This window comes from Streptomyces sp. NPDC047022 (assembly GCF_040644155.1).
Lineage (GTDB): Bacteria > Actinomycetota > Actinomycetes > Streptomycetales > Streptomycetaceae > Streptomyces.
This window is the reverse complement of record NZ_JBEYVV010000027.1, coordinates 31,090-53,176: the sequence shown is the minus strand read 5'-3', so window position 1 is coordinate 53,176 and position 22,087 is coordinate 31,090. Positions and strand designations below refer to the sequence as shown.

Genomic DNA, 22,087 nt, shown 5'->3' with positions numbered 1-22,087 from the left:
CCGTTCATCGGGCCGTCACGGAAGGGAAGTTACGAAGGCTGACGTGTAGTCGGCGTCATGCCAGAGGTCTCATCGCGGAGGTAGCTCTCAGGTACTACGGGTATGACCGGGGCGCGTGGCACCGGGCGCGGGGCCGGGGAGCGGTCCGACAGCTACCACGCCAGCTGCGCGATCTCCTCCGCCACCACGGCGCACGCGTCCGCCGCCGGGTCGATCAGGGGGAAGTGGCCCACGTCCTCGAGGAGCGTGAGGCCGACGACCTCACCGGTCTTCGCCGCCGCATCCGCGTACGCCTCGGCGACCGCCTGCGGGACGACGATGTCAGTACGCCCCTGGACCAGGGTCGTGGCGATGCCCGTGGGCAGCAGGAGCGCGGGGTCCGCGTACGGCCTGCGCTCCGCGAACAGCGCCTCCCCGCCCAGCAGCTGGGCCGCCGCCCCGCCGCACACATCCAGCTTCCCGGCGGCCTGGAAGTCCACGATCGGGGCGAGCGCCACGACTCCGCGGAGCGGGGCCGGCCGGTCCGTGCGCCATGGGGCGTCCGGCGGCAGGACATGGCGCGCCGCCAGCCACAGGGCGAGATGGCCGCCCGCCGAGTGCCCGGTGATCACCATGCGGCGCGGGTCGGCTCCCGGCAACGCCGTGGCGACGAGGCCCGGAAGCGCGTCGAACGCCGCCGCGACGTCGTCGAACGTGTCGGGCCAGCGGCCCGCCACCGGAGTCGCGGCGACGCCCTCGGCGGCGGATCCGTCGGCCTGGGCCGGGATGAGCGCCCCCCTGCGGTACTCGACATTGGCCACGGCGAAGCCCCTGCGGGCCAGGAAGTCCGCGAAGGGGGTGATGTGCCGGCGGTCGTACGGGGCGCGCCACGCGCCGCCGTGCAGCACGACGACCAGGGGAGCGGCGCCGGCGGATCCGGAAGGCTCCGGCTCCCTCGGCGCGTAGAAGTCGATCACCTGGTCGGGATGGTCTCCGTACGCGGCGGTGGCGTCCGGCTCGACCGGGGGGTGGGAAAAGGCGGATGCCTCTTCCGCGGCGTCGCGCGCGGCGGCTCGGGCGGACGCGTCGTCCGGTTCTGCGGCATCGCGGGCGGCGTCGTCCGGCATGCTCCAACCTCTCAGCGGCGTCACGGGATCGGGCGCTGCGGCCAGTGGACCACCAGCCGTTCGCGGGGACGGTATCAGGCGGGTGACGGGTGTCCGCAGGCGGTTGTCACGCTCGGTGAAGGGCAAACGATTCTGCCGCAGGGCCGCTCGAAGAACGGCCCTGCGGGCCCTGCCTGAACAAGGCGTCCCGCAGGGAAGCCCTCTCGGAGAGACCCCCTCAAGGGCACCCCTCGAGGGCGCCCCCTCAGGGACGCTCCTCAGGGCGGCACCTCAGGACAGGGTCTCCCCCAGAATCCTGGCCGCCCGCTCCGCGTCCGCGAACCCCACGTACAACGGAGTGAACCCGAACCGCAGCACGTCCGGCGGCCGGTAGTCGCCGACCACACCGCCGGCGATGAGCCGCTTCATCACATCCCCGGCGTCCCGGCACCTCAGCGCCACCTGGCTGCCCCGCTCCGCATGCGCGAGGGGCGTCAGGCACTCGACCGCGCCCGCGGGGACATAGGCCGCCACGCACTCCAGGAAGAAGTCCGTGAGCGCCAGGGACTTGGCGCGCACCGCGTCGACCGGGACGTCGTCCCACACCTCCAGCGCCGCCTCCAGGGCGAGCATGGACAGGATGTCCGGGGTGCCGACACGACCGCGCAGCGCTCCCGACGCCGCCTCGTAGTCCGGCCGCATGCCGAAGGGCTGGGCGTGCGAGTTCCAGCCCGGCAGCGGGGAGTCGAAACGGTCCTGGAGCTCCCGCCGCACATACAGGAAGGCAGGGGAGCCGGGGCCCCCGTTCAGATACTTGTAGGTGCAGCCGACCGCCAGATCGACCCCGTGTTCGTCCAGTCCGACCGGCAGGGCGCCCGCGCTGTGGCACAGGTCCCAGATCGCCAGGGCTCCCGCCGCGTGCGCGGCGGCCGTCAGCCCGGGCAGGTCGTGCAGCCTGCCCGTGCGGTAGTCGACGTGGTTGAACAGCACCGCCGCCGTACGGCCGCTCAGGGCGTCCGGCACCTCGGCCGGGGCCACCGGGCGCAAGGTGCAACCGGTCATGCGGGCCGCCGACTCGGCGATGTACCCGTCCGTCGGGAACGTGGTCGCGTCGACCAGGATCTCGTCACGGACCTCCCCCGCACCTCCGTCGTGACCGCCCTGCGCGGCCATGCGCACGGCCGCCACGAGCGCCTTGAACAGGTTGACGCTGGTCGAGTCGCCCACCACCATCTGTCCGGGCGCCGCGCCCACCAGCGGGGCGATCCGGTCACCGATCCGCTCCGGTGCCGTCCACCAGCCGCTCTCGTCCCAGGACCGGATCCGCAGGCTTCCCCACTGTGTGCGGACGACGTCCTGCACCCGTTCCGGTACGCAGGCCGGCAGCGCGCCCAGCGAGTTCCCGTCGAGATAGACGACGTCGTCGAGGACGAACTTCTCGCGCAGAGGAGCCAGTTCGTCGGCGGCGTCCAGTTCCTGCGCCCTGGTGAACGTCTCGGATACCTCGAGGGTCTCAGGTGCCGATGCCTCAGGTGCCTCAGACATGGGACCTCGCCGTCCACAGCTCAGGGAACACGTTCTTCTGCGCCCGCTTCTCCAGCCAGGCCACCCCGGCGGAGCCGCCCGTGCCGGGCTTGGCGCCCATCGCGCGCCGGGTGGCGATCAGATGGTCGTTGCGCCAGCGCCACATCAGTTCCGCCACGTCGGTCAGCGCCTCGCCCAGGCGGGCGAGTTCGTCCGCGGGGTCCCCGGAGTAGAGAGCGGTCCACACCGCTTCGACCTCGTCCGAGGGTGTGTAGCGCAGCGAGACATCGCGGGAGAGCACCTCGTCCGGGACCGCGTACCCGCGCCGCGCGAGCAGCCGCAGCACCTCGTCGTACAGGCTCGGCTCGTGCAGCGCCTTCTCCAGCTCGGCGTGGACGCGCGGTGCGCCGCGGTGCGGGACCAGCATGGACGACGACTTCTCGCCGAGCAGGAACTCCATGCGGCGGTACATCGCCGACTGGAATCCGGAGCCTTCCCCGAGCGCGGAGCGGTAGGAGTTGAACTGGGCGGGCGTCAGCTGGGCAAGGGGCCGCCAGGACGCGTTCAGCGCCTCCAGTTCCCGTACGGACCTCTTCAGCGCGTCGATCGCCACCGGAACCCGGTCGCCTCGAAGGGCGCGCGCGGCGGTTTCCCACTCGTGGACCAGCACCGTGAACCAGAGTTCCATCACCTGGGTGGTGACCAGGAAGACCATCTCTCCGGGGTCGTCGGAGAGGGGGTTCTGAAGGTGGGTGAGTACATCCGCCTTGACGTAGTCCTCGTACGGAGTGGTGCCCTGAAAGTCGAGATGCGGGTTCTCGGACTCCTGCTTCTCCGGGGAGTGATGAGCCTGTGCGGCCATCGCTGTCTCCTGTTGTGTGCTCGGGTAGCGGTCCGCCCCTGCCGATTCCGGCACGGGGGCCCCGGTCCCCACGCGCATCCTGCGCAATCATTTCCTGCACCGCAAGACACAGAATCATGCACTTATGATCTAGCGCGGGTGGGGGACCCGGCGCTTCTGCGGCAACCGTTCCGCACCGCAGCCGGTCCGAGGGCTCTTCGTTCCATCTCCGCAGGCGGCTGACTTCGCTCCGCACCGCCTACACCGAGAGTCCGACCACCTCCGTGAACCCCCATATACCCGATATAAACGTCCGTACGGCCGCTCCGCGACGCCGCCCGCCCATCCGGCCGAACCAGCCGGAGCTGTCGGAGCTGCCGGAGCTGCCGGAGCTGCCGAGCCGGCCGGACCTGCCGGGCCGACCGGACCTGCCGATCTGGCTGGTCCCGCTGATCCCGATGCTGTGGACCTGCGCCCTCGGCCTGTGGGGACTCTCCCGGCAGCACAGCGTCTGGCGGGACGAGGCCGCGACCTGGCAGGTCGCCCAGCGGTCCGTCCCCGGCATCTGGCGCATGCTGGGCCAGGTCGACGCCGTGCACGGGCTCTACTACCTGCTGATGCACGAACTCTTCGCATGCTTCGGCCCCGGTACCACCACGCTGCGGCTGCCCTCCGTGCTGGCCATGGCCGTGGCGGCGGCCTGTGTGGCGGTCATCGGCCACCGGTTGTCCGGCGCCTGGGCGGGGCTGGGGGGCGGGCTGGCCTTCGGACTGCTCCCGGCCGTGCAGTTCCACCTCCAGGAAGGCCGCCCGTACGCGCTGGTCGCGGCCGGTGCCGGGATCTCGACCCTGCTGCTGGTGACCGGGATCGAGGGGCGTGGCCGCCGGAGGAGGCGCTGGGCGGCGTACGGCGCCACGGTTCTGCTGTGCGGGTTGCTGAACTGGCTGTCGCTGCTGATCCTGCCCGCGCACGCGGCCACCCTCGTCCGGGCCCGGGCCGGGCGCCGAACCCGGGGGCACTGGGCGGTGGCCGCTGCCGCCGCCGTGGCGGGGGTGCTGCCGCTGATCCTGTTCAGCCGGCGCCAGTCCGATCAGATCTCCTGGATACCGCCGCTCACCGGGCACACACTGATCGCCCCCGTGGTCCTGCTGGCGATCGGCGGCTTCGGAGCCCTGCTGGACCGGCCGCGAGAACCCAGGGCGGGGCGGCTGTCCACGGCGGCCGTCGCGCTGCCCCTGCTGGCGGTGCCGCAGATCGCCCTGATCGGTCTGTCCCTGATACAGCCGCTGTTCCTTGACCGGTACATCCTGTTCAGTCTGCTGGGCCTGGCGCTGCTGATCGGGTCGGCGATCGACGCGGCGGTGCGGGGGGCGGCACCGCGGTCCCCGAGGGCGTCACGGTGGATCCTGCCGGTGATCGTCATGGTGGCGGTGGCGGCGCTGCTGCCGCAGTCGCTGTCCGAGCGGTCCCCGGGGAGCCGGGTGGACGACGTACTGGCGGTGGCCGCCGAGGTGAGGCGGGTCAAGGCGGCCGGGGACGGGGTGCTCTTCGTGCCGGCGGCGCGGCGGGACACCGAGCTGGTCTCCCCCGAGGCCTTCGCCGGTCTGCGGGACATGGCTCTGCTCCGGAGTCCCGAGGACTCCGGGACGTTGAAGGGCGTGGAGAAAGACCCGGCGCAGATCAGGGCCTCGGTGCTCGCGCAGCGGCGGATACTGCTGGTCACGGACTCGGCGGACGTGGCGAAACCGGTGTCGGCGGAGCGGGACAGGGCGAAGACCGCCGCGCTGGAGCGGTACTTCACCGTGATCGCGGACAAGCAGGTCCGCGGGCGGCGGGTGACGGTGTACGAACGACGGCGGGACGGGGAGGCGGCTCACCCTCGGAGCCTCGGCCCCGAGGGGCGGGTCAAGGTCCAGGACCTCGCGGGGGAGCCTTCCCTGCGGCTGCCCGCGACTGCCCGGAACGGGGCCTTCACGGCGTGCCCGTGCGGCACCGGCTTCACGCCCGGCGCCCCGCCGCGAGTGGCAGACTGACGGCATGACGACGCACAAGAACCTGCTCGGCGGCCCCGAGCCGACCCACCTCCCGGAGGACGAGGAGGCGTACCGCCTGCTGGGCGAGGAGTCCCTGCCGCCGGCCGAGGTCGCGGCGAAGCACCCCACGTTCTCGCTGGCCTGGGCGATGCTCGCCGACGACGCCTTCGAGGCGGGGCGGGTGGTCGAGTCGTACGCGTACGCGCGCACCGGCTATCACCGCGGTCTGGACGCGCTGCGCCGGGCCGGGTGGAAGGGACACGGTCCCGTGCCCTGGGAGCACCGGGCCAACCGCGGGTTCCTGCGCTGCCTCGCCGCCCTCGCGCGTGCCGCCGGCGCGATCGACGAGAAGGACGAGTCGGAGCGCTGCTGGCAGTTCCTCCAGGACAGCAGCGCCGAGGCGTACGCCGAGCTGCGGCGGTAACCGAAGGCAGTGGCCGAGGCGATGGCCGGGCGGTGGTCGAGGCGGTGGTCATCGGGCTCACGGCCCGGCTTCGGAGGCTCTCGGCCCGCGCCGTGGTTCCAGGGGCGGTGACGTGACGCAGCCGTGCATGCGGCATTCCGGGCGGCGGCAGTCCGGTGCCGGACGGCGTACGGTCGCGAAGGCGAGCACCGCCCCGGCCACCAGGACGCCCGCGCACAACGGCATCGCCCGGCGGAAGGCGGCGTCGAACGCGTCCGGTGAGCGGTAGGCGTCCGGTCCCATCCCCGTGAGCAGCGGCAGCGCGGCCACCGCCATCAGTCCGGCCGCGCGGGCCGCCGCGTTGTTGATGCCGCTGGCCAGGCCCGCCCGCGCGGTGTCCACCGAGGCGAGCACGGCGGAGGTCAGAGGTGCGACCAGGGTGACCATGCCCGCGCCCATCACCAGCAGGGCGGGCAGTACGTCGACGGGGTACGACGCGTCCTTGCCGACGCGCAGCATCAGCAGCATGCCGCCCGCGCACAGCAGGGGGCCCACGGTGAGCGGGATGCGCGGTCCGATGCGCTCGGCGAGGGCGCCCGAGCGGGACGAGAACAGCAGCATCATGGCGGTCGTGGGCAGCAGGGCCGTTCCGGCTCCGAGGGGCGAGTAGCCCGCGACCACCTGGAGCTGGAGCGCGGTGAGGAAGAAAAAACCGCCGAAGGCCGCGTACACGCACAGGGTCACCAGGTTGACCGCGGTGAACTGGCGGGACGCGAAGATGTCGAGCGGCAGCATCGGGTCGGGGCGGTGCTTCTCCACGAACACGAAGGCGACGCCCGCCGCCACGCCCGCGACCGCCGCCAGGGCCACGAGCAGGGATCCGCCCCGGGCCTCGATCAGGGCGTAGGTCACGAAGGCGAGGGCCAGCGCGCCGAGAACCGCGCCGAGGACGTCGAAGCGGCCGTGGGCCCGGTTGTCCGACGACTCCGGTACGTGCCTGAGGGCGATGGGCGCGCACATCAGGGCCATCGGGACGTTGAGAAGGAAGACCCAGCGCCATCCGGGGCCCGCCACCAGCCAGCCGCCCAGGAACGGGCCGACGGCGGCGCCGATGCCGCCGAAGCCGGACCACAGGCCGACCGCGCGGGCCCGGTCGTCCCGGTGGAACGACGCCTGGATGAGGGCGAGCGAGCCGGGGGTCAGCAGGGCTCCGCCGATGCCCTGAAGGGCGCGGGCGCCGATGAGCATGCCCGCGTTGACGGCGAGCCCGCACAGCAGGGAGGCGCTCGCGAACCAGACGACCCCGATGACGAAGATCTTGCGGCGGCCGAAGCGGTCGCCGAGGGAGCCGCCGAGCAGGATCAGACCGGCGAGCGTGACCATGTACGCGTTGACGGTCCACTGGAGGGCGGCGAGGCCCGTGTTGAGATCCTCGCCGATACGGGGCAGCGCGACGTTGACGACGGTGGAGTCCAGCATCGCCATGCTGGAGCCGAGCACCGTGGTCAACAGGATCCACTTGCCCCGCGGGGAGGCGATCCTGACGGCGGGAGCCTGCTGTGCGCCGACAGCCATGCTCGGATCATCTCTCGTCCGCCGCCGACGGGCCAGAGCGAGGCGATCCTGACGGCGGGAGCCTGCTGTGCGCCGACAGCCATGCTCGGATCATCTCTCGTCCGCCGCCGACGGGCCAGAGCGTGGTGTGCCGGGGTGGGGCGCACCCCACCCCGGCCAACCGGTTACTTGATCTTCGTGCCCGTGGAGCGGAGGTTGCCGCACGCCTCGAGGACACGCTTGGACATCGACACCTCGGCCAGCTTGCCCCAGGTGCGCGGGTCGTAGGTCTTCTTGGAGCCGACCTCGCCGTCGACCTTCAGGACGCCGTCGTAGTTCTTGAACATGTGGTCGGCGACCGGACGCGTGAAGGCGTACTGGGTGTCCGTGTCGATGTTCATCTTGACCACGCCGTTCTCCAGCGCCGTCAGGATCTCCTGCTCGGAGGAGCCGGAGCCGCCGTGGAAGACGAAGTCGAACGGCTGGCTGCCCGCCGGGCGGCCGTACTTGCCGGCGACGCCCTCGTTCAGCTCCTTCAGCAGCTCGGGGCGCAGCACCACGTTGCCCGGCTTGTACACACCGTGCACATTGCCGAACGACGCGGCCAGCAGGTAGCGGCCCTTCTCACCGAGGCCCAGCGCCTCCGCCGTACGCATCGCGTCGTCCACCGTGGTGTACAGCGAGTCGTTGATCTCGTGGGTGACGCCGTCCTCCTCACCGCCGGTGGGGGTGATCTCCACCTCAAGGATGATCTTGGCGGCGCGGGCGCGCTCCAGCAGCTCCTGCGCGATCTTCAGGTTGTCGGCGAGGGTCTCGGCCGAGCCGTCCCACATGTGCGACTGGAACAGGGGGTTCTCGCCGCGGGCCACGCGCTCCTCGGAGATCGCGAGCAGCGGACGCACATACCCGTCGAGCTTGTCCTTCGGGCAGTGGTCCGTGTGCAGTGCGATGTTGACCGGGTACTTCTCGGCGACGATGTGCGCGAACTCGGCCAGGGCGACGGCGCCGCTGACCATGTCCTTGCTGTACTGGCCACCCAGGAACTCGGCACCACCCGTCGAGATCTGGACGATGCCGTCGCTCTCGGCCTCCGCGAAGCCGCGCAGGGCAGCGTGCAGGGTCTGCGACGAGGTCACGTTGATGGCCGGGTAGGCGAACTTGCCAGCCTTCGCCCGGTCGAGCATCTCGTTGTAGACCTCGGGGGTTGCGATGGGCATCTGTCCGCTCCTTGTTGTGCGGGTTGCGGTTGCGTTCTGCGTACTGCGGCCCTGACCTAGGGGGTGACGTCATCGTCGCGGCCCATCTTTGCAGACGGAGCCGGATGCGTAGGTAACCCTGTCCAGCCTGTGGAAAACCGCGGTCTCAGTCCAGACCCAGTTCGTCCTTCGAGTACGCGAACAGGTACGGCAGCCCCGTCTTCTCTGCTACCGCCTCGGCCGCGCCCGTCGCCCGGTCCACGATCGTGGCGACCGCGACGACCTCGGCGCCGGCCTCCCGCAGCGCCTCCACCGCGGTCAGCACCGAACCCCCGGTGGTGGACGTGTCCTCGACGGCCAGGACGCGCCGTCCCGCGACCTCGGCGCCCTCGATACGCCGCTGCAGACCGTGCGCCTTGCCCGCCTTGCGGACGACGAACGCGTCGAGCGTCCGGCCGCGCGCGGCGGAGGCGTGCAGCATCGCGGTGGCCACCGGGTCGGCACCCAGGGTCAGGCCGCCGACGGCCTCGAAGTCGAGGTCGGCGGTCAGGTCGAGCATGACCTGACCGACCAGAGGGGCTGCCACACCGTCGAGGGTGATACGGCGCAGGTCGACGTAGTAGTCGGCTTCCTTGCCCGACGACAGGGTCACCTTGCCGTGCACCACGGCCTTGTCCTTGATCTGCTGCAACAGCTCACCGCGTACGTCACTCATGGCCCTCAGCTTAAAGGCGACGCCAGCTCCACGTCGTCGCGGCCTCCAGCGGCTCGATGGGGGTGACCAGGCGCGGAAGGGTGTTGAGGCCGTTGGGCGGTCCCGTCTGCGGCTCGACGCACACGGCTTCCTCCTGCTCGTCGTAGACGACCACCCACTCCTCGCGGCTGGTGACCTTCAGCTCCAGCCGCTCCGGCCAGGTGAGGGTGACCTCGACTCCGCCGGGCATGCCGAAGCAGTCGTCCCACGGGCCCGGGCCCCGCTCGATGCGGTCGCCCGTGGGCAGATGGTCCTCGCCGCGCTCCTCCTGCCAGGCCGGAGTGAAGTCGATGCGCGCGTCCGCCCCCTCGACGGTGCGGTTGAACCAGGGGTGCCAGCCGATCTGGGCCGGGAACGAGGAGTCGTGCGCCTCCACCGCCATGGCGAGCGTGAGGGAGTCCTCGGAGAGCGTGAAGATCTGGGTGACGCGGCCGGGACAGGGCCAGGGGTCCACCAGGTCGTAGACGAGGACCGCCTCGGCGCGGTCCGCGCGGGCCACCCGCCAGGCCCCGTCCCGCACGGTGCCGTGAATGGCGTGGGGCGGGGAGTTGAGGGGCATCTGGTGGACCGTGCCGCCGTCGCGGAACCTGCCGTCCCGGATACGGCCGCACCAGGGCGCCATCGGGAAGCACCCGAACCGCTCGCCCTGCCGCAGCAGTTCCGTCCCGCCGAGGCGCAGACTGCGCACGCGCCCGCCGTTCCCCGGTGCCAGCACGGCTTCCGCGTCTCCCGCGGTCAGCGTGATCTCGTCGTTGCTCACGAGGGCGACCCTACTGGGCGGATCGGCACTCGGCCGATCATGGGGGCACACGCGGTGCCATGGCGCTCGACCGGGTCCGTGGCGTACGCAGCCGGATCGGTGGCGTACGCAGCCGGATCAGCGGCGTATGCGGCGGATCAACGGCGTATGCGGCGGATCAGCGGCGTCGGCGCAGCATCCGGCCCGCCACGATCGCCGACGCCACGATCAGGGCCGCCGCCGGGGCCGCCCAGCGCAGGGTGTCGGTGGCCGTCACCGTCTCCGGAGCGGGAACGGGGGCGTAGCGACCGCGCGGGGGCGCGTGGTCGACCTCTTCCGCGCTGCGGCCGATCATCGTGCGCCGGGCATGGGCCGCCTCGGCATGGGGGTCTCCGTCGAGCGAGGCGGGGACCGGGGAGGTCTCCTCCTCACCGGCGAAGCCGCCCGCCAGGTAGTCGTCATCGGACTCGTCCTCGGCGGCGAGCAGGTCCTGGTCGATCGGCTCGCCGTCACCGGCCGCTTCGCCGTCACCGGCCGCTACGCTGTCAACGGTCGGTTCGCCGTCGTCGGTGAGGTCGTCCTCTTCGGTGGGCTCGTTCGCCGACGTGGTGTCGGGTGACGTGTCCATCGCAGCCTCCGCCCCCGTCTCCGGCGCCTTCTCCTTCTCCTTCTCCCTGGTTCCGAGCCCCGTCCCCGCCCCGTTCCCCAGCCCCTCCGCGAACCGCCCCAGCAGCCGTGTCCCGGCCGAGACGACCGCGTCCTCGGGCAGTTCCGCGATCCGGCCGTCGCCGGTGGCCGTGCCCGTGAAGGCGACCGTGGTGCCGCCCTCGGCCGGGAGCAGGCGTACGGACAGGGAGAGCTTCACCGTGCCGGTGCCGCGGGCCTCCGACGCCTCGGCCTGGACCGCGTAGGCCCCCTCGCCCTGCCGTGCCACCCTCACTGTGCCCCGGTAGGTGATCGTGTGACCGGCGACGCGCACCTTCAGGCGTCCGGCGACCGACTCCGCGTCCGCGCCCACGTCCTGCTGGAGCCCCGGGATCGCGCGAGCCACCCGGGCGGGATCGGCCAGCGCCTCCCCGAGCCGCTCGGCGGGAACCATGACGAACACCTCATGCTCCATGTCTGCCGAGCCTACCCAGGAGCACGCCGAGCGCACCCATACCTCACGGGATTCGCACGACCGGGGAGCCGGGGACACTCAATCCGGGTACCTCGGGTGCACCAGTGTCGACGGCTGCAGCCCGGGCACCCAGGTGCGTACCGCCGCGCGCTCGTCCGCCCGCAGGGAAGCCGGGGTCAGGGTGCGCGAGCGCAGTTCGTACGGGTCGAGGGTCAGCACCGGGCGGGAGCGGGCCGCGAGCACGAACCCCCAGTCGCCGGGCGCCCCGGACGAAGGTGCGAGACCGGCCATCGGGCCGGGCGTCCGCCCGCCGACGCGGTACGCGGCCGTTCGCAGCCCCGTGGCCCGTATCGTCGCCTCGACCGTCCAGAAGGCTCGCGGGCGGGAGGCCACCGGGCCGGCGTGCACCACGAGCCGGCCACCGGGCGCGAGGGCGCGGCGCGCCAGTCCGTAGAACTCCTGCGAGTACAGCTTGGTGCTCGCCGTGATCCCCGGGCCGGGGAGGTCCACGATCACCACGTCGTACGTCCGCCGGGTGTGCCGCAGCCAGCGGAAGGCGTCCTCCGTGCACACATGGACGCGCGGGTCCCACAGGGCGTGGCCGTTCAGCGTGGACAGGGCCGGGTCGCGGCGGGCCAGCCGGACCAGCACCGGATCCGGGTCGACCACATCGACGCGGCGCACGCGCGGATGTCTCAGCACCTCGCGCGCCGCGAGACCGTCGCCGCCGCCGAGGACGAGCACGCGCGCGTGCGGGCCGCCGCTCATCGCGGGGTGCACCAGCGCCTCGTGGTAGGCCCGCTCGTCGTCGCCGTTCACCCGCAGCCGGCCGTCGAGGAAGAGGTCCAGGGGCCGGCCGTGGGTGCCGCCCGTCAGCACCACCTCCTGGACACCGGTGCGCAGCGCGACCCGTACGTGCCCGCCGTACACCGCCTGGCGCGCCGCCCGTTCGAAGTCGCCGACCAGGGCCGCCGCCGCGGCGAGCACCCCCAGGACGACGACGTTGGCGACCAGGAGCAGCCAGCGGCCCCGCCGGGTCAGGTCCCGCCGGAACAGGCCGAGCGCCAGGGCGCCGCCGGCGACCGCGTTGACCGCGCCGGTCAGCAGGGCGCCCGTCAACTGGCCGAACTGCGGGAGCAGCAGGAAGGGGAAGGCGAGTCCGCCGACCAGCGCGCCCACGTAGTCGGCGGCGAACAGGTCGGCGACCGCGCCGCCCGCGTCCTGACGGCGGATGCGCTGGATCAGCTCCATCAGAAGCGGGATCTCGGCACCGATGAGCAGGCCGATGGCGAGCGAGAAGGCCACCAGCAGACAGCGCGGGCCGCCGGACCAGACGCCGCCCCAGTCGCCGGTCCAGGCGAACACCGCGTACAGGGCCATCGCGCTGCATCCGCCGACCAGGGCGAGCGCCGCCTCTACCGCGCCGAAGCCCGCCGCGGCGCGGTGGCGCAACCGTTTGGCGGCGAGCGAGCCGATCCCCATCGCGAAGACCATCACCGAGAGCACGACCGATGCCTGGGTGACGGAGTTGCCGATCAAGTACGAGGCAAGGGCGACGAGTTCGAGTTCGTACACAAGACCGCAGGCCGCGCAGGCGAACACGCCGACGAGTACGAGGAACCGTCCCGTGCCGGGCCGCACCGGCAGCCGCGCCTGGTTCGGGCGGCTCTCGCCCGGGGGGTGTGGCACGCCGGGTGGCGCGGGCGCGTGCGGATCGATCACGTTCGGAACGCTACGTGACCCACGCGCTGCGTCTTGTCACCCACACGTGTGGAACTCCCGGATCCGGCGACGCCCGGAGGGCGCCCGGCGACGGGCTCAGACACCGGAAGCGGCGGGTACCCTCACGCCGACCCGGGTCCTGGTCGCCACCAACTGGCCGTCCTGCGGGTACGCGTGCCAGGTGCGCCAGTGGACCTGGCCCTCGTGGCGGTGGGCCAGCATCGCCGTGAACGCGTGGGGGCTGCCGGGGAAGACGCCCGCCAGACCGTTGGGGTGGTCGGAGACAAGGGCAAGCAACTCCTGGGCACGGCCCTCGAAGGAGCCGGGGGACAGGACCTCGACACGGGCAGCGAACTCGTACTCCCAGTCGCCGACCCGCTTGGCGACACCCAGAGGCAGCGGTGTGCTGGAACCCGCGATGCACGCCACCGTCTCCGAGCAGGTGCCCCGCTCCTCGTCCAGGATCACCTGGTGGGACGCGCCGAGGAGTCTCAACTGGAGTTGCGCCCCGGCGAGTTCCAGATCGAGCGTGGCGAGTGCCGGCAGCGGCTCGCGCCCGAGGGTCCAGGCGAGGTCGGCCGCGCGCGTGTCGGTGTAGGAGGTGTTCAGGGTCGTGAGCATGGATCGGCTCCGCTAGCACGCAAAAAATGGGGGAGGGCTCCGGCGCGCCCCGGCCGGTACCGGAGGTTCGGCCGGCTCGGCCGGCCGGGCGCGCCGTCCGGGTCGGCCGTCCGGGCGAAACACCTGCTGGACTGGCGTCCGGGAGCTGCGTTGGTGGTTGAGAGGGAATCATGAACTGCGGCGCCGCCACACTATTTTTACCCAAGTTCGTAGGGTTTCCATCCCACCGGGGACCCAACTGCGCAACTGTTCAACTACCGCTTCTGGAGGCAGTGTTGATGCGCAGGTCAGGGAGCCGGGGCGGTCGGACGGCAGGCGCGCGCATTTCAGAACGCGCCCGCACTATGCGCTTTCACGCCCCCTCATCCGGGTGAAATGCCGAGTGCCCGCCGGATTTTCTCCGGCGGGCACTCGACGTATCGATGTATCTCGGACGCGTGTTCAGTGATGTCTGCTCCGGCACCCGCGTCAGCTGCTCGAGCCGCAGCCGCCCCCGCCGCAGGACGAGCCGCACGAGGAGTGGCCACCGCAGGAGTGGCCACCGCCGCAGGAGTGGTGCCCGCCGGAGTGGTGCCCGCCGGACGACGAACCGCTGTCGGCCCCGGCGACCCACCAGCTGCCGCCGCTGTCGCCGCTGCCCCGGCTGCCGCTCCACGACCTGCCCCGTCCGCCCGGACGCCCCTTCGCGCCACGGGACTTGCGCCCCATCCTCGCGAGAGCCGCGAAGAACGCGACGAACACGACCACCAGGAAGATGCCCAGGATCATGACGCCGTCCCCCTTTCTCATGCCTTGCGCATTCCCCGGACCGGCCCCCCGTGGGCCCGTCTTCCTTCCGGGGTGAACGGGGAATGCCCCCGCACCGCGCCTGCCAAAGCAGAGTTGAGGAACTTCTGAGGGTCCCGCACGGACAAACGGCCCCTGAACTGCGCAGAAGCGCAGTTCAGGGGCCGTTCCTTCAGGCGCCCAGGTACACGGGAGGCTTCTGGGCCTTGCCGTGGACGTAGCCGCTGATCGTGCCGTCGGCGCCCAGGACGACCAGGGTGACGTTGTCCTGGAGGACGATCGGGCGGCCCTTGGCGTACGCGACGGGGAACGTGCCGTGGGAGGTGGTCATCTGAACCCCGTAGACACCGCCTCGCTCGACGAGCTTCACGATCGTGCCGTCGGTCAGCTTGTAACGGCCGAGCCGGGGCTCGGCGGTGGTCTTGGCGCCGGTCCACGTGACGGTCGTCCCGTCCGGGTTCAGCACCAGCGTGCGGTCGCCGAACACGGCGCCGCCGGCGCGGCTGTCGGCGTCGAGGAAGCGCACCAGCTTGCCGCCCTCGAAGACGCGGGCCTGGTAGTGGCCGACGGAGACCTTGAAGAGCTGCACGGTCGTACGCGCGTCGGGGCGCAGGGTGCGCACGAGCTTGCCTCGCAGCGTGCAGTCGGCGGACAGCGCCGGGAAGGCGGCGGCCTGCCAGGGGGTGGGCCCGCCCTGGCTGCGCTGCTCGAAGACGGGCTTCGCGCCGAGCACTCCGGTGATCTTCAGGCCGTCGGCCAGGTCGGCGGGCCTGCTCTGGTCCACGGTCTCGACGACGCCGCCACTGGCGTCCAGGAGCTTGGCCGACGCGCCGTTGTCGGCGCTGCTGACCAGCCGGACCTTCATGCCGCCGAAGACGGAGGGGATGGTCTTTACGGCGACGCAGGAGTCGCCTGCCGCCGACGGGGCCGCCGTGGCGGCACTGGCCGCAGTGGCTGAGAGGACAGAAGCGGTGGCCGTGCCGAGGAGGGCGAGGGAGGCGAGGGTGGTGCGGAGTGCGATGCTCATGGCTGCTCCTGGCGGCTTGGCTTCTGACGTGCCGGCCTCTTTGACCAGCGGGAACAACGCTAAAGATCACCTGTTCCGGAACCATCGCCCCCATGCCACAGACGGGTGACAGCCCGTCATCGACCGTCACCGGCGGCTTTTCCCCGCTCGGGGCGGCGCCTTGTACACCTGCGCGGGCGACCATCAGTGAGATGGGTTGAGGAACCCGAGAGCTTCGGCGCAGGATGACGGCCATGACCTCCAGCGTGCGTCCTCTCCTCAACCGCCGTCTCGCCGAGTTCGGGACGACGATCTTCGCCGAGATGTCGGCCCTCGCGGTGAGCACGGGGTCCATCAACCTCGGCCAGGGCTTCCCCGACACCGACGGCCCCGAGGAGGTGCGCGAGGCCGCGGTACGAGCGCTGCGCGACGGGCGCGGCAACCAGTACCCGCCGGGTCCGGGCGTCCCAGAGCTGCGCGACGCCATCGCCGCGCACCAGCAGCGGTACTACGGGCTGACGTACGACCCCGGCACCGAGGTGCTCGTCACCGCCGGAGCGACCGAGGCGATCGCCGCGGCCCTGCTGGCGCTCCTCGAACCCGGCGACGAGGTGATCGCGCTGGAGCCGTACTACGACTCCTATGCCGCGTGTATCGCCATGGCGGGCGCCCGGCGCGTGCCCGTCACCCTGCGCCCGCACGAGGGCGGCTTCCGGCTCGACCTGGACGAGCTGCGCGACGCCGTCACCGACCGCACCCGGCTGCTGCTGATCAACACCCCGCACAACCCGACCGGCACCGTGCTCACCCGCGAGGAGCTGCGGGCCGTCGCCGCGCTCGCCGTCGAGCGTGATCTGCTGGTCGTGACCGACGAGGTGTACGAGCATCTGGTCTTCGACTACGCCGAACACGTTCCGCTCGCCACCTTCCCCGGCATGCGCGAGCGTACGGTCACCATCGGCTCGGCCGGGAAGACCTTCTCGTTCACGGGGTGGAAGGTCGGCTGGGTGACGACGGCGGCCCCTCTCGTCACGGCGGTGCGCTCGGCCAAGCAGTTCCTGACCTATGTGTCCTCCGGGCCGTTCCAGTACGCCGTCGCCGAAGCGCTGGCCCTGCCGGACACCTACTTCGAGGAGTTCCGCGCGGACATGCGGGCCAGGCGGGACCTGCTCGCGACCGGGCTCGCCGAGGCGGGGTTCGGGGTGTTCCGGCCGGCGGGCACCTACTTCGTCACCACCGACATCCGCCCCCTCGGCGAGAGCGACGGCTTCGCCTTCTGCCGCTCCCTGCCCGAGCGCGCGGGCGTCGTCGCCATCCCGAACGCGGTCTTCTACGACCACCGCGAGGCGGGCGCCCCGTTCGTGCGGTTCGCCTTCTGCAAGCGCGCGGACGTCCTGGAGGAGGCCGTACGGCGGCTGAAGGCACTGGCGGACTGAGGCCGGCCCGGCGAGCCCCCGGCGGCACACCAAGGGGTGGCAATTCCCGTCCGCACGGACGTGCGCGGTTCGCGAAACGGTCATGCCCGGCGCATGGTGCGGATGTGACCCACGCCAGTACCGTCCCGGCCTCTGCCGTCGGGGGCCCGGGAGACCGCGACCACGCACGTCCGGCCCGGGGCGGGCGGCTGCCCGTCCCGGCCCTCGCCGCCCTCGGGCTCTTCGTGGCCGCCCGTGTCTGCGGCGGCCTGGTGCTCTCCGTCGTCTCCAGGTCCCCGGTCAGGGGGCCCCTGCTGCTGCTCGGGCACTCCTGGGACTCCGTCTGGTACGTGCGCATCGCCGAGCGCGGCTACGGGCTCGACCAGCACAGCGCGGGCGCCATCCACAACGACCTGGCGTTCTTCCCGCTGTACCCGGCGCTGATCCGGGCCCTGACCCTGCTCACCCCGCTCCATGGCATCACCTCGGCCCTGCTGGTGTCCTGGACGGCCGCCGCGGTCGCCGCGGTCGGCATCCACACGCTCGGCGCCCGGCTGTACGGCCCCGCCGTGGGCGCCGTCCTCGTCGCGCTGTGGGGCCTGCTCCCGCACTCCGTCGTGCTGTCGATGGCGTACACGGAACCCTTGATGACCGCGTTCGCCGCCTGGTCGCTGTACGCGGCCGTCACCCGGCGCTGGCTGTGGGCGGGGGCCCTGGCCACCCTCGCGGGCCTGTCCCGGCCCAATGGCTTCGCGGTGGCCGCGGCGGTCCTCGCGGCGGCGGCGCAGGAGGTGTGGCGGGCCCGGGGGCGCGGAGTTTCCCCCAGGCTGTGGACGGGCGCGGCGCTCGCGCCCGTCGGCTGGTGCGGCTATGTGCTGTGGGTGGGCCACCGCAGGGGCGACCCGCTCGGCGGCTACTTCACCATCCAGCGGCTGTGGGGGTCGCGCTTCGACTTCGGGCGGGGCTCACTGCAGTTCGCCAAGCACATGGCGCGGCACGACACCCGGCTGGTCTATGTGATCGCGATGCTGATCGTGGCGGCGGGCACCCTGCTCTTCGGGCTGCTGCTCGCCGACCGCGCCCCGCTGCCGCTCGCCGTCTACAGCGGCCTGCTGCTGGTCGTCGCGCTCGGCGGATCCGGGTTCTTCGAGTCCAAGCCGCGCTTCCTGCTGCCCGCCTACCCGCTGCTGATCCCGGTCGCGCGGGCGCTGGTGCGTACGGCGAGAGCCCGGCCCTGGCACGCCACCGTGGTGGCGAGTGCCCTGGCCGGGCTCTCCTTCGTCTACGGGGCGTACCTCCTGGTCCTCGCCAGGTCGCCCCTCTAGCCGGATATCCGGATGAACGGACGGATATGCGGACCGGGTGTTCCGGCGGAGGTTCCGACGGACCACCGACGGTCTACTCTCCGTCTTCCTCGGGCTTCTCCGAGTTGTCGACGTCCTCCGCGAGGCCGAGCTGCTCCACGAGCCACCGGTCGAACTCGATGGCGGCCCGCACCCAGCTGACCGTGGACGAGACGAAGTGCTCCAGGCTGACACCCGTGCCGATCAGCATCTGCGCCTCACCGATGAGGCGGACGGTGCCGTCGTCGTGCGTGTGCGTGTACACCTTGGGCCACAGCGTGCGCCGGTTCCAGTCGTCGATGGACTCCAGCAGCTGCGTCTTCTCGTCGATCTTGTGCGGCCGGTCGTAGAACGTCCGCACCGAGAAGACCTGCTGATCGGCCTCGCCGCGGAACATGAAGTACGTACGGAACTGCTCCCACGGCGCGACGAGGTCTCCCTCCTCGTCGACGAGGTGCTTGAGCTCCATCTGGTCCAGGAGCTGCTTCACGAGGTCCTGATCCGGAACCACGGGTCCAGCCGGCGGCTGCGGCTCGGGCTGGCCCCCGAAATTCGGAATCGAGGACGGGTCGATGCTCACCGTGTTCTTCCCTTCGTACGGATTCCGCCATCCTCCCCCATGCGGGGCGGGGGGTGGCAAGCCCTGGCGGGAGCTGTCAGCCCTAGGCTGACATGATCCGGCCTGACGAGCGCGGATTCGGCGGGCGGGGGCAGCCGCGTCACAGCGACTTGCCCGTGGCCGGGCCCACGATCAGCCCCTCGCCGAAGGTGTCCACCCGGACCGTGTCGCCGTCCTTGATCTCCCCGGACAGGATCTCCTTGGCGAGCCGGTCGCCGATGGCGGTCTGCACCAGGCGGCGCAGCGGCCGGGCGCCGTACGCCGGGTCGTTTCCCTCGTCCGCGAGCCAGGCCAGCGCCGCGGGCGTGATCTCCAGGGTCAGCCGCCGCTCGGACAGCCGCCTGGCCAGGCGGTCGATCTGCAGCTGGGCGATCCGGCTCAGCTCGTCCTTCGACAGCGCCGAGAAGACCACCAGGTCGTCCAGCCGGTTGAGGAACTCCGGCTTGAAGGAGGCGCGCACCACCTCGAGCACCTGCTGGCGCTTCTCCTCCTCGCTGGTCATCGGGTCGACCAGGAACTGGCTGCCCAGGTTGGAGGTCAGCACGAGGATGACGTTGCGGAAGTCGACCGTACGGCCCTGACCGTCCGTCAGACGGCCGTCGTCCATCACCTGCAGAAGGATGTCGAAGACCTCGGGGTGGGCCTTCTCCACCTCGTCGAGCAGCACCACGCTGTACGGGCGGCGGCGTACGGCCTCGGTGAGCTGGCCGCCCTCCTCGTAGCCGACGTATCCGGGCGGGGCGCCGACCAGCCGGGCGACGCTGTGCTTCTCGCCGTACTCCGACATGTCGATACGGACCATCGCCCGCTCGTCGTCGAAAAGGAAGTCGGCCAGGGCCTTGGCCAGTTCGGTCTTGCCCACGCCGGTGGGGCCGAGGAAGAGGAAGGAGCCGGTGGGCCGGTCCGGGTCGGCGATACCGGCCCGGCTGCGGCGTACGGCGTCCGACACAGCGCGCACGGCCTCGCCCTGGCCGATCAGCCGCCTGCCGATCTCCTCCTCCATACGCAGCAGTTTCTGCGTCTCCCCCTCCAGGAGGCGTCCGGCGGGAATGCCGGTCCAGGAGGCGACGACGTCCGCGATGTCGTCGGGGCCGACCTCGTCCTTCACCATCGTGCCCTTGGAGGCCTCCTCCTCGGCCTCGGAGGCGGCCTCCAACTCCTTCTCCACGCCCGGGATCTCCCCGTACAGCAGCTTGGAGGCGGTGTCGAAGTCGCCGTCGCGCTGGGCGCGTTCGGCCTGACCGCGAAGGTCGTCCAGCTTCTCCTTCAGCTCACCGACCCGGTTGAGGGACTGCTTCTCCTTCTCCCAGCGGGCGTTGAGCCCGCGCAGCTCCTCCTCCTTGTCCGCGAGGTCGCGGCGCAGCTTGTCCAGGCGCTCCTTGGAGGCCTGGTCGGTCTCCTTGCTGAGCGCCAGCTCCTCCATGCGCAGCCGGTCCACGGCGCGCTGGAGCTCGTCGATCTCGACGGGGGAGGAGTCGATCTCCATCCGCAGCCGGGATGCCGACTCGTCCACCAGGTCGATGGCCTTGTCGGGCAGGAAGCGGGAGGTGATGTAACGGTCGGAGAGGGTGGCCGCGGCGACCAGCGCGCTGTCCGCGATCTGCACCTTGTGATGGGCCTCGTAGCGGCCCTTGAGTCCGCGCAGGATCGCGATGGTGTCCTCGACGGTCGGCTCGGCGACCAGCACCTGCTGGAAACGCCGCTCCAGCGCCGGGTCCTTCTCGATCCGCTCGCGGTACTCGTCCAGCGTGGTGGCGCCGACCATGCGCAGCTCACCGCGGGCCAGCATCGGCTTGAGCATGTTGCCGGCGTCCATCGCGGAGTCGCCTCCCGCGCCGGCGCCCACGACGGTGTGCAGCTCGTCGATGAAGGTGATGATCTGGCCGTCGGAGTCCTTGATCTCGGCGAGGACGGTCTTCAGGCGCTCCTCGAACTCGCCGCGGTACTTCGCGCCGGCGACCATGGCACCCAGGTCGAGCGCGACCAGCCTCTTGTTCCTGAGGGACTCGGGCACGTCGCCCTTCACGATCCGCTGGGCGAGCCCCTCCACCACGGCCGTCTTGCCGACGCCGGGCTCGCCGATGAGGACCGGGTTGTTCTTGGTGCGGCGGGACAGCACCTGTACGACACGGCGGATCTCCTGGTCCCGGCCGATGACCGGGTCCAGCTTTCCGTCGCGCGCGGCTGCGGTGAAGTCCGTGCCGAACTTCTCCAGGGCCTTGTACTGGCCTTCCGGGTCCGGGGTCGTCACCCGGCGACCTCCCCTGCTCTTCTGGAACGCGTCGAGGAGCTTCCTGGCGTCCGCTCCCTGCTGGGAGAGTACGTCCCCGGCGGCACCCCCCTTCGCGGCGATACCGATGAGCAGGTGCTCGGTGGAGACATAGTCGTCGCCGAGCTCCCTGGCGCGCCTGCCCGCGTCGGCGATCACGGCGAGCAGATCGCGATTGGGCTGGGGCGGCGCGACGGTCGACCCGGTCACGCTGGGCAGACCGGCGAGCACGCGCTCGCCGCCGGACCGTACGGATGCCAGGTCGGCGTCGACCGCGGCCAGCAGGTCGGTGATGTTCTCGTTGTCCTGCCCCTCGAGCAGGGCCAGGAGCAGATGGGCGGGGGTGAGGTCCGGGTGCCCGTCCGCAACCGCCCGCTCTCCGGCCGCGTTGATCGCGTCCCTGCTCCTGTTGGTCAGCTCGGCGTCCACGTTCGCCTTCTCCTCCTAGCGTCGCCCGCGCTCAGACGTCTGCTCGACGTCGCTTCCAGCCTGACTGGAGCAACGTGCACAAAGTTGAGTCTACTGCACTCAAGCCGAGGAACGGGAGCGCGAACCGTTAAGTTCCGGCTCATGGCTCCCCACCCCTCGGACCCCGGCACGCCGGACGCCCCGTATCTCGGCTTCTGGCGGGAACGGCACCTGTGCACGCTGACCACCCTCCGCCCCGACGGCAGCCCGCACGTCGTTCCGGTCGGAGTGACGTACGACCCCGAGGCACGCCTCGCCCGGGTGATCGCGAGCGTCACGAGCGCGAAGGTGAGACATGTGGCTACGGCCGGGCCCGAAGGGGCGCGAGTGGCGGTCTGCCAGGTGGACGGGCGGCGCTGGGCGACCCTGGAGGGCCTGGCGCGGGTCCGCAGGGACCCGGAGCGGATCGCGGAGGCGGAGCGACGCTATGCCGAGCGCTACGGGCGGACGCCGAGGCCCAATCCGTCACGTGTGGTGATCGAGATCGAGCTCACCAGGGCGCTGGGGCACGGCTGAGGCTCGGCGGCGGATCCGACACGCCGCATTTCAGCCATAGCCGGTTCCGGACCGTATCCGGAGATACCGGAGA

Annotated in this window: 19 protein-coding genes; 5 read left to right on the top strand and 14 right to left on the bottom strand. The window is 71.6% G+C overall.

Features of this window, described 5'->3' with window-relative positions:
- Positions 1-152: 152 nt before the first annotated feature.
- The 3 genes from ABZ845_RS24280 to ABZ845_RS24270 form a co-directional block, all read right to left on the bottom strand.
- Positions 153-1,106, bottom strand: coding sequence for an alpha/beta hydrolase (locus ABZ845_RS24280; protein WP_360983040.1), 954 nt, complete (start codon positions 1,104-1,106; stop codon positions 153-155).
- A gap of 270 nt (positions 1,107-1,376) precedes the next feature.
- Positions 1,377-2,630, bottom strand: a complete 1,254-nt coding sequence (gene kynU, locus ABZ845_RS24275; RefSeq protein WP_360983038.1) for a kynureninase — start codon at positions 2,628-2,630, stop codon at positions 1,377-1,379.
- Positions 2,623-3,471 carry a tryptophan 2,3-dioxygenase family protein gene (locus ABZ845_RS24270; RefSeq protein ID WP_360983036.1) on the bottom strand — a complete coding sequence of 283 codons (849 nt, stop codon included), beginning with the start codon at positions 3,469-3,471 and terminating at the stop codon, positions 2,623-2,625. Before ABZ845_RS24270 ends, kynU begins: the two co-directional genes overlap by 8 nt.
- A gap of 437 nt (positions 3,472-3,908) precedes the next feature.
- On the opposite strand from ABZ845_RS24270, the gene ABZ845_RS24265 reads away from it, so the two are divergent.
- Together ABZ845_RS24265 and ABZ845_RS24260 are read left to right on the top strand one after the other, a co-directional pair.
- A complete protein-coding gene (locus ABZ845_RS24265) occupies positions 3,909-5,483 on the top strand; it encodes a hypothetical protein (protein ID WP_360983109.1) in 1,575 nt (524 codons plus the stop codon).
- Between the two features lie 4 nt (positions 5,484-5,487).
- Positions 5,488-5,907: a DUF3151 domain-containing protein gene (locus ABZ845_RS24260; protein WP_360983034.1), complete on the top strand. Its 420-nt coding sequence runs from the start codon at positions 5,488-5,490 to the stop codon at positions 5,905-5,907.
- Positions 5,908-5,964: 57 nt separating this feature from the next.
- Here the strand turns inward: ABZ845_RS24260 and ABZ845_RS24255 are convergent, their stop codons facing one another.
- The 9 genes from ABZ845_RS24255 to ABZ845_RS24215 all read right to left on the bottom strand — a co-directional run bounded on the left by ABZ845_RS24255 (position 5,965) and on the right by ABZ845_RS24215 (position 15,405).
- The gene (locus ABZ845_RS24255) at positions 5,965-7,461 is read right to left on the bottom strand and encodes an MFS transporter (protein ID WP_360983032.1); all 1,497 of its coding nucleotides are present in this window, start codon (positions 7,459-7,461) and stop codon (positions 5,965-5,967) included.
- 164 nt (positions 7,462-7,625) lie between these two features.
- A complete protein-coding gene (gene fbaA / locus ABZ845_RS24250) occupies positions 7,626-8,657 on the bottom strand; it encodes a class II fructose-bisphosphate aldolase (RefSeq protein ID WP_360983030.1) in 1,032 nt (343 codons plus the stop codon).
- 145 nt (positions 8,658-8,802) lie between these two features.
- The gene (gene pyrE / locus ABZ845_RS24245) at positions 8,803-9,351 is read right to left on the bottom strand and encodes an orotate phosphoribosyltransferase (protein ID WP_360983028.1); all 549 of its coding nucleotides are present in this window, start codon (positions 9,349-9,351) and stop codon (positions 8,803-8,805) included.
- Positions 9,352-9,361: 10 nt separating this feature from the next.
- Entirely contained in the window at positions 9,362-10,150 is a 789-nt protein-coding gene (locus ABZ845_RS24240; protein ID WP_360983026.1) for an aldose 1-epimerase, read from the bottom strand.
- A gap of 157 nt (positions 10,151-10,307) precedes the next feature.
- Positions 10,308-11,249: an SRPBCC family protein gene (locus ABZ845_RS24235; protein WP_360983024.1), complete on the bottom strand. Its 942-nt coding sequence runs from the start codon at positions 11,247-11,249 to the stop codon at positions 10,308-10,310.
- Positions 11,250-11,327: 78 nt separating this feature from the next.
- Entirely contained in the window at positions 11,328-12,971 is a 1,644-nt protein-coding gene (locus ABZ845_RS24230; RefSeq protein WP_360983022.1) for a polyamine aminopropyltransferase, read from the bottom strand.
- A gap of 96 nt (positions 12,972-13,067) precedes the next feature.
- A complete protein-coding gene (locus ABZ845_RS24225; RefSeq protein ID WP_360983020.1) occupies positions 13,068-13,592 on the bottom strand; it encodes a DUF2617 family protein in 525 nt (174 codons plus the stop codon).
- Between the two features lie 468 nt (positions 13,593-14,060).
- Positions 14,061-14,381: a hypothetical protein gene (locus ABZ845_RS24220; RefSeq protein WP_360983018.1), complete on the bottom strand. Its 321-nt coding sequence runs from the start codon at positions 14,379-14,381 to the stop codon at positions 14,061-14,063.
- A 169-nt stretch (positions 14,382-14,550) separates the two neighbouring features.
- Complete coding sequence (locus ABZ845_RS24215) at positions 14,551-15,405, bottom strand: hypothetical protein (RefSeq protein ID WP_360983016.1); 855 nt, start codon at positions 15,403-15,405, stop codon at positions 14,551-14,553.
- A 224-nt stretch (positions 15,406-15,629) separates the two neighbouring features.
- Between ABZ845_RS24215 and ABZ845_RS24210 the strand changes: the two genes are divergently transcribed.
- Together ABZ845_RS24210 and ABZ845_RS24205 are read left to right on the top strand one after the other, a co-directional pair.
- Positions 15,630-16,820, top strand: coding sequence for a pyridoxal phosphate-dependent aminotransferase (locus tag ABZ845_RS24210; protein ID WP_360983014.1), 1,191 nt, complete (start codon positions 15,630-15,632; stop codon positions 16,818-16,820).
- A 104-nt stretch (positions 16,821-16,924) separates the two neighbouring features.
- The gene (locus tag ABZ845_RS24205) at positions 16,925-18,124 is read left to right on the top strand and encodes a mannosyltransferase family protein (protein WP_360983012.1); all 1,200 of its coding nucleotides are present in this window, start codon (positions 16,925-16,927) and stop codon (positions 18,122-18,124) included.
- A 73-nt stretch (positions 18,125-18,197) separates the two neighbouring features.
- On the opposite strand, the gene ABZ845_RS24200 is transcribed toward ABZ845_RS24205, so the two are convergent.
- Complete coding sequence (locus tag ABZ845_RS24200) at positions 18,198-18,722, bottom strand: YbjN domain-containing protein (protein WP_360983010.1); 525 nt, start codon at positions 18,720-18,722, stop codon at positions 18,198-18,200.
- Between the two features lie 139 nt (positions 18,723-18,861).
- Positions 18,862-21,459 carry an ATP-dependent chaperone ClpB gene (gene clpB, locus ABZ845_RS24195; protein ID WP_360983008.1) on the bottom strand — a complete coding sequence of 866 codons (2,598 nt, stop codon included), beginning with the start codon at positions 21,457-21,459 and terminating at the stop codon, positions 18,862-18,864.
- A 141-nt stretch (positions 21,460-21,600) separates the two neighbouring features.
- Here clpB and ABZ845_RS24190 point away from each other — a divergent pair, with 141 nt between their 5' ends.
- A complete protein-coding gene (locus tag ABZ845_RS24190; RefSeq protein ID WP_360983006.1) occupies positions 21,601-22,014 on the top strand; it encodes a TIGR03618 family F420-dependent PPOX class oxidoreductase in 414 nt (137 codons plus the stop codon).
- Positions 22,015-22,087 lie beyond the last annotated feature (73 nt).

Coding starts and splice junctions, on each gene's coding strand:
- ABZ845_RS24190 (WP_360983006.1), top strand. CDS start 21,601: ATGGCTCCCCACCCCTCGGACCCCGGCACGCCGGACGCCCCGTATCTC.
- kynU (WP_360983038.1), bottom strand. CDS start 2,630: ATGTCTGAGGCACCTGAGGCATCGGCACCTGAGACCCTCGAGGTATCC.
- ABZ845_RS24225 (WP_360983020.1), bottom strand. CDS start 13,592: ATGCTCACGACCCTGAACACCTCCTACACCGACACGCGCGCGGCCGAC.
- pyrE (WP_360983028.1), bottom strand. CDS start 9,351: ATGAGTGACGTACGCGGTGAGCTGTTGCAGCAGATCAAGGACAAGGCC.
- ABZ845_RS24220 (WP_360983018.1), bottom strand. CDS start 14,381: ATGAGAAAGGGGGACGGCGTCATGATCCTGGGCATCTTCCTGGTGGTC.
- ABZ845_RS24215 (WP_360983016.1), bottom strand. CDS start 15,405: ATGAGCATCGCACTCCGCACCACCCTCGCCTCCCTCGCCCTCCTCGGC.
- ABZ845_RS24255 (WP_360983032.1), bottom strand. CDS start 7,461: ATGGCTGTCGGCGCACAGCAGGCTCCCGCCGTCAGGATCGCCTCCCCG.
- ABZ845_RS24210 (WP_360983014.1), top strand. CDS start 15,630: ATGACGGCCATGACCTCCAGCGTGCGTCCTCTCCTCAACCGCCGTCTC.
- ABZ845_RS24235 (WP_360983024.1), bottom strand. CDS start 11,249: ATGGAGCATGAGGTGTTCGTCATGGTTCCCGCCGAGCGGCTCGGGGAG.
- ABZ845_RS24270 (WP_360983036.1), bottom strand. CDS start 3,471: ATGGCCGCACAGGCTCATCACTCCCCGGAGAAGCAGGAGTCCGAGAAC.
- ABZ845_RS24280 (WP_360983040.1), bottom strand. CDS start 1,106: ATGCCGGACGACGCCGCCCGCGATGCCGCAGAACCGGACGACGCGTCC.
- ABZ845_RS24265 (WP_360983109.1), top strand. CDS start 3,909: ATGCTGTGGACCTGCGCCCTCGGCCTGTGGGGACTCTCCCGGCAGCAC.
- fbaA (WP_360983030.1), bottom strand. CDS start 8,657: ATGCCCATCGCAACCCCCGAGGTCTACAACGAGATGCTCGACCGGGCG.
- ABZ845_RS24260 (WP_360983034.1), top strand. CDS start 5,488: ATGACGACGCACAAGAACCTGCTCGGCGGCCCCGAGCCGACCCACCTC.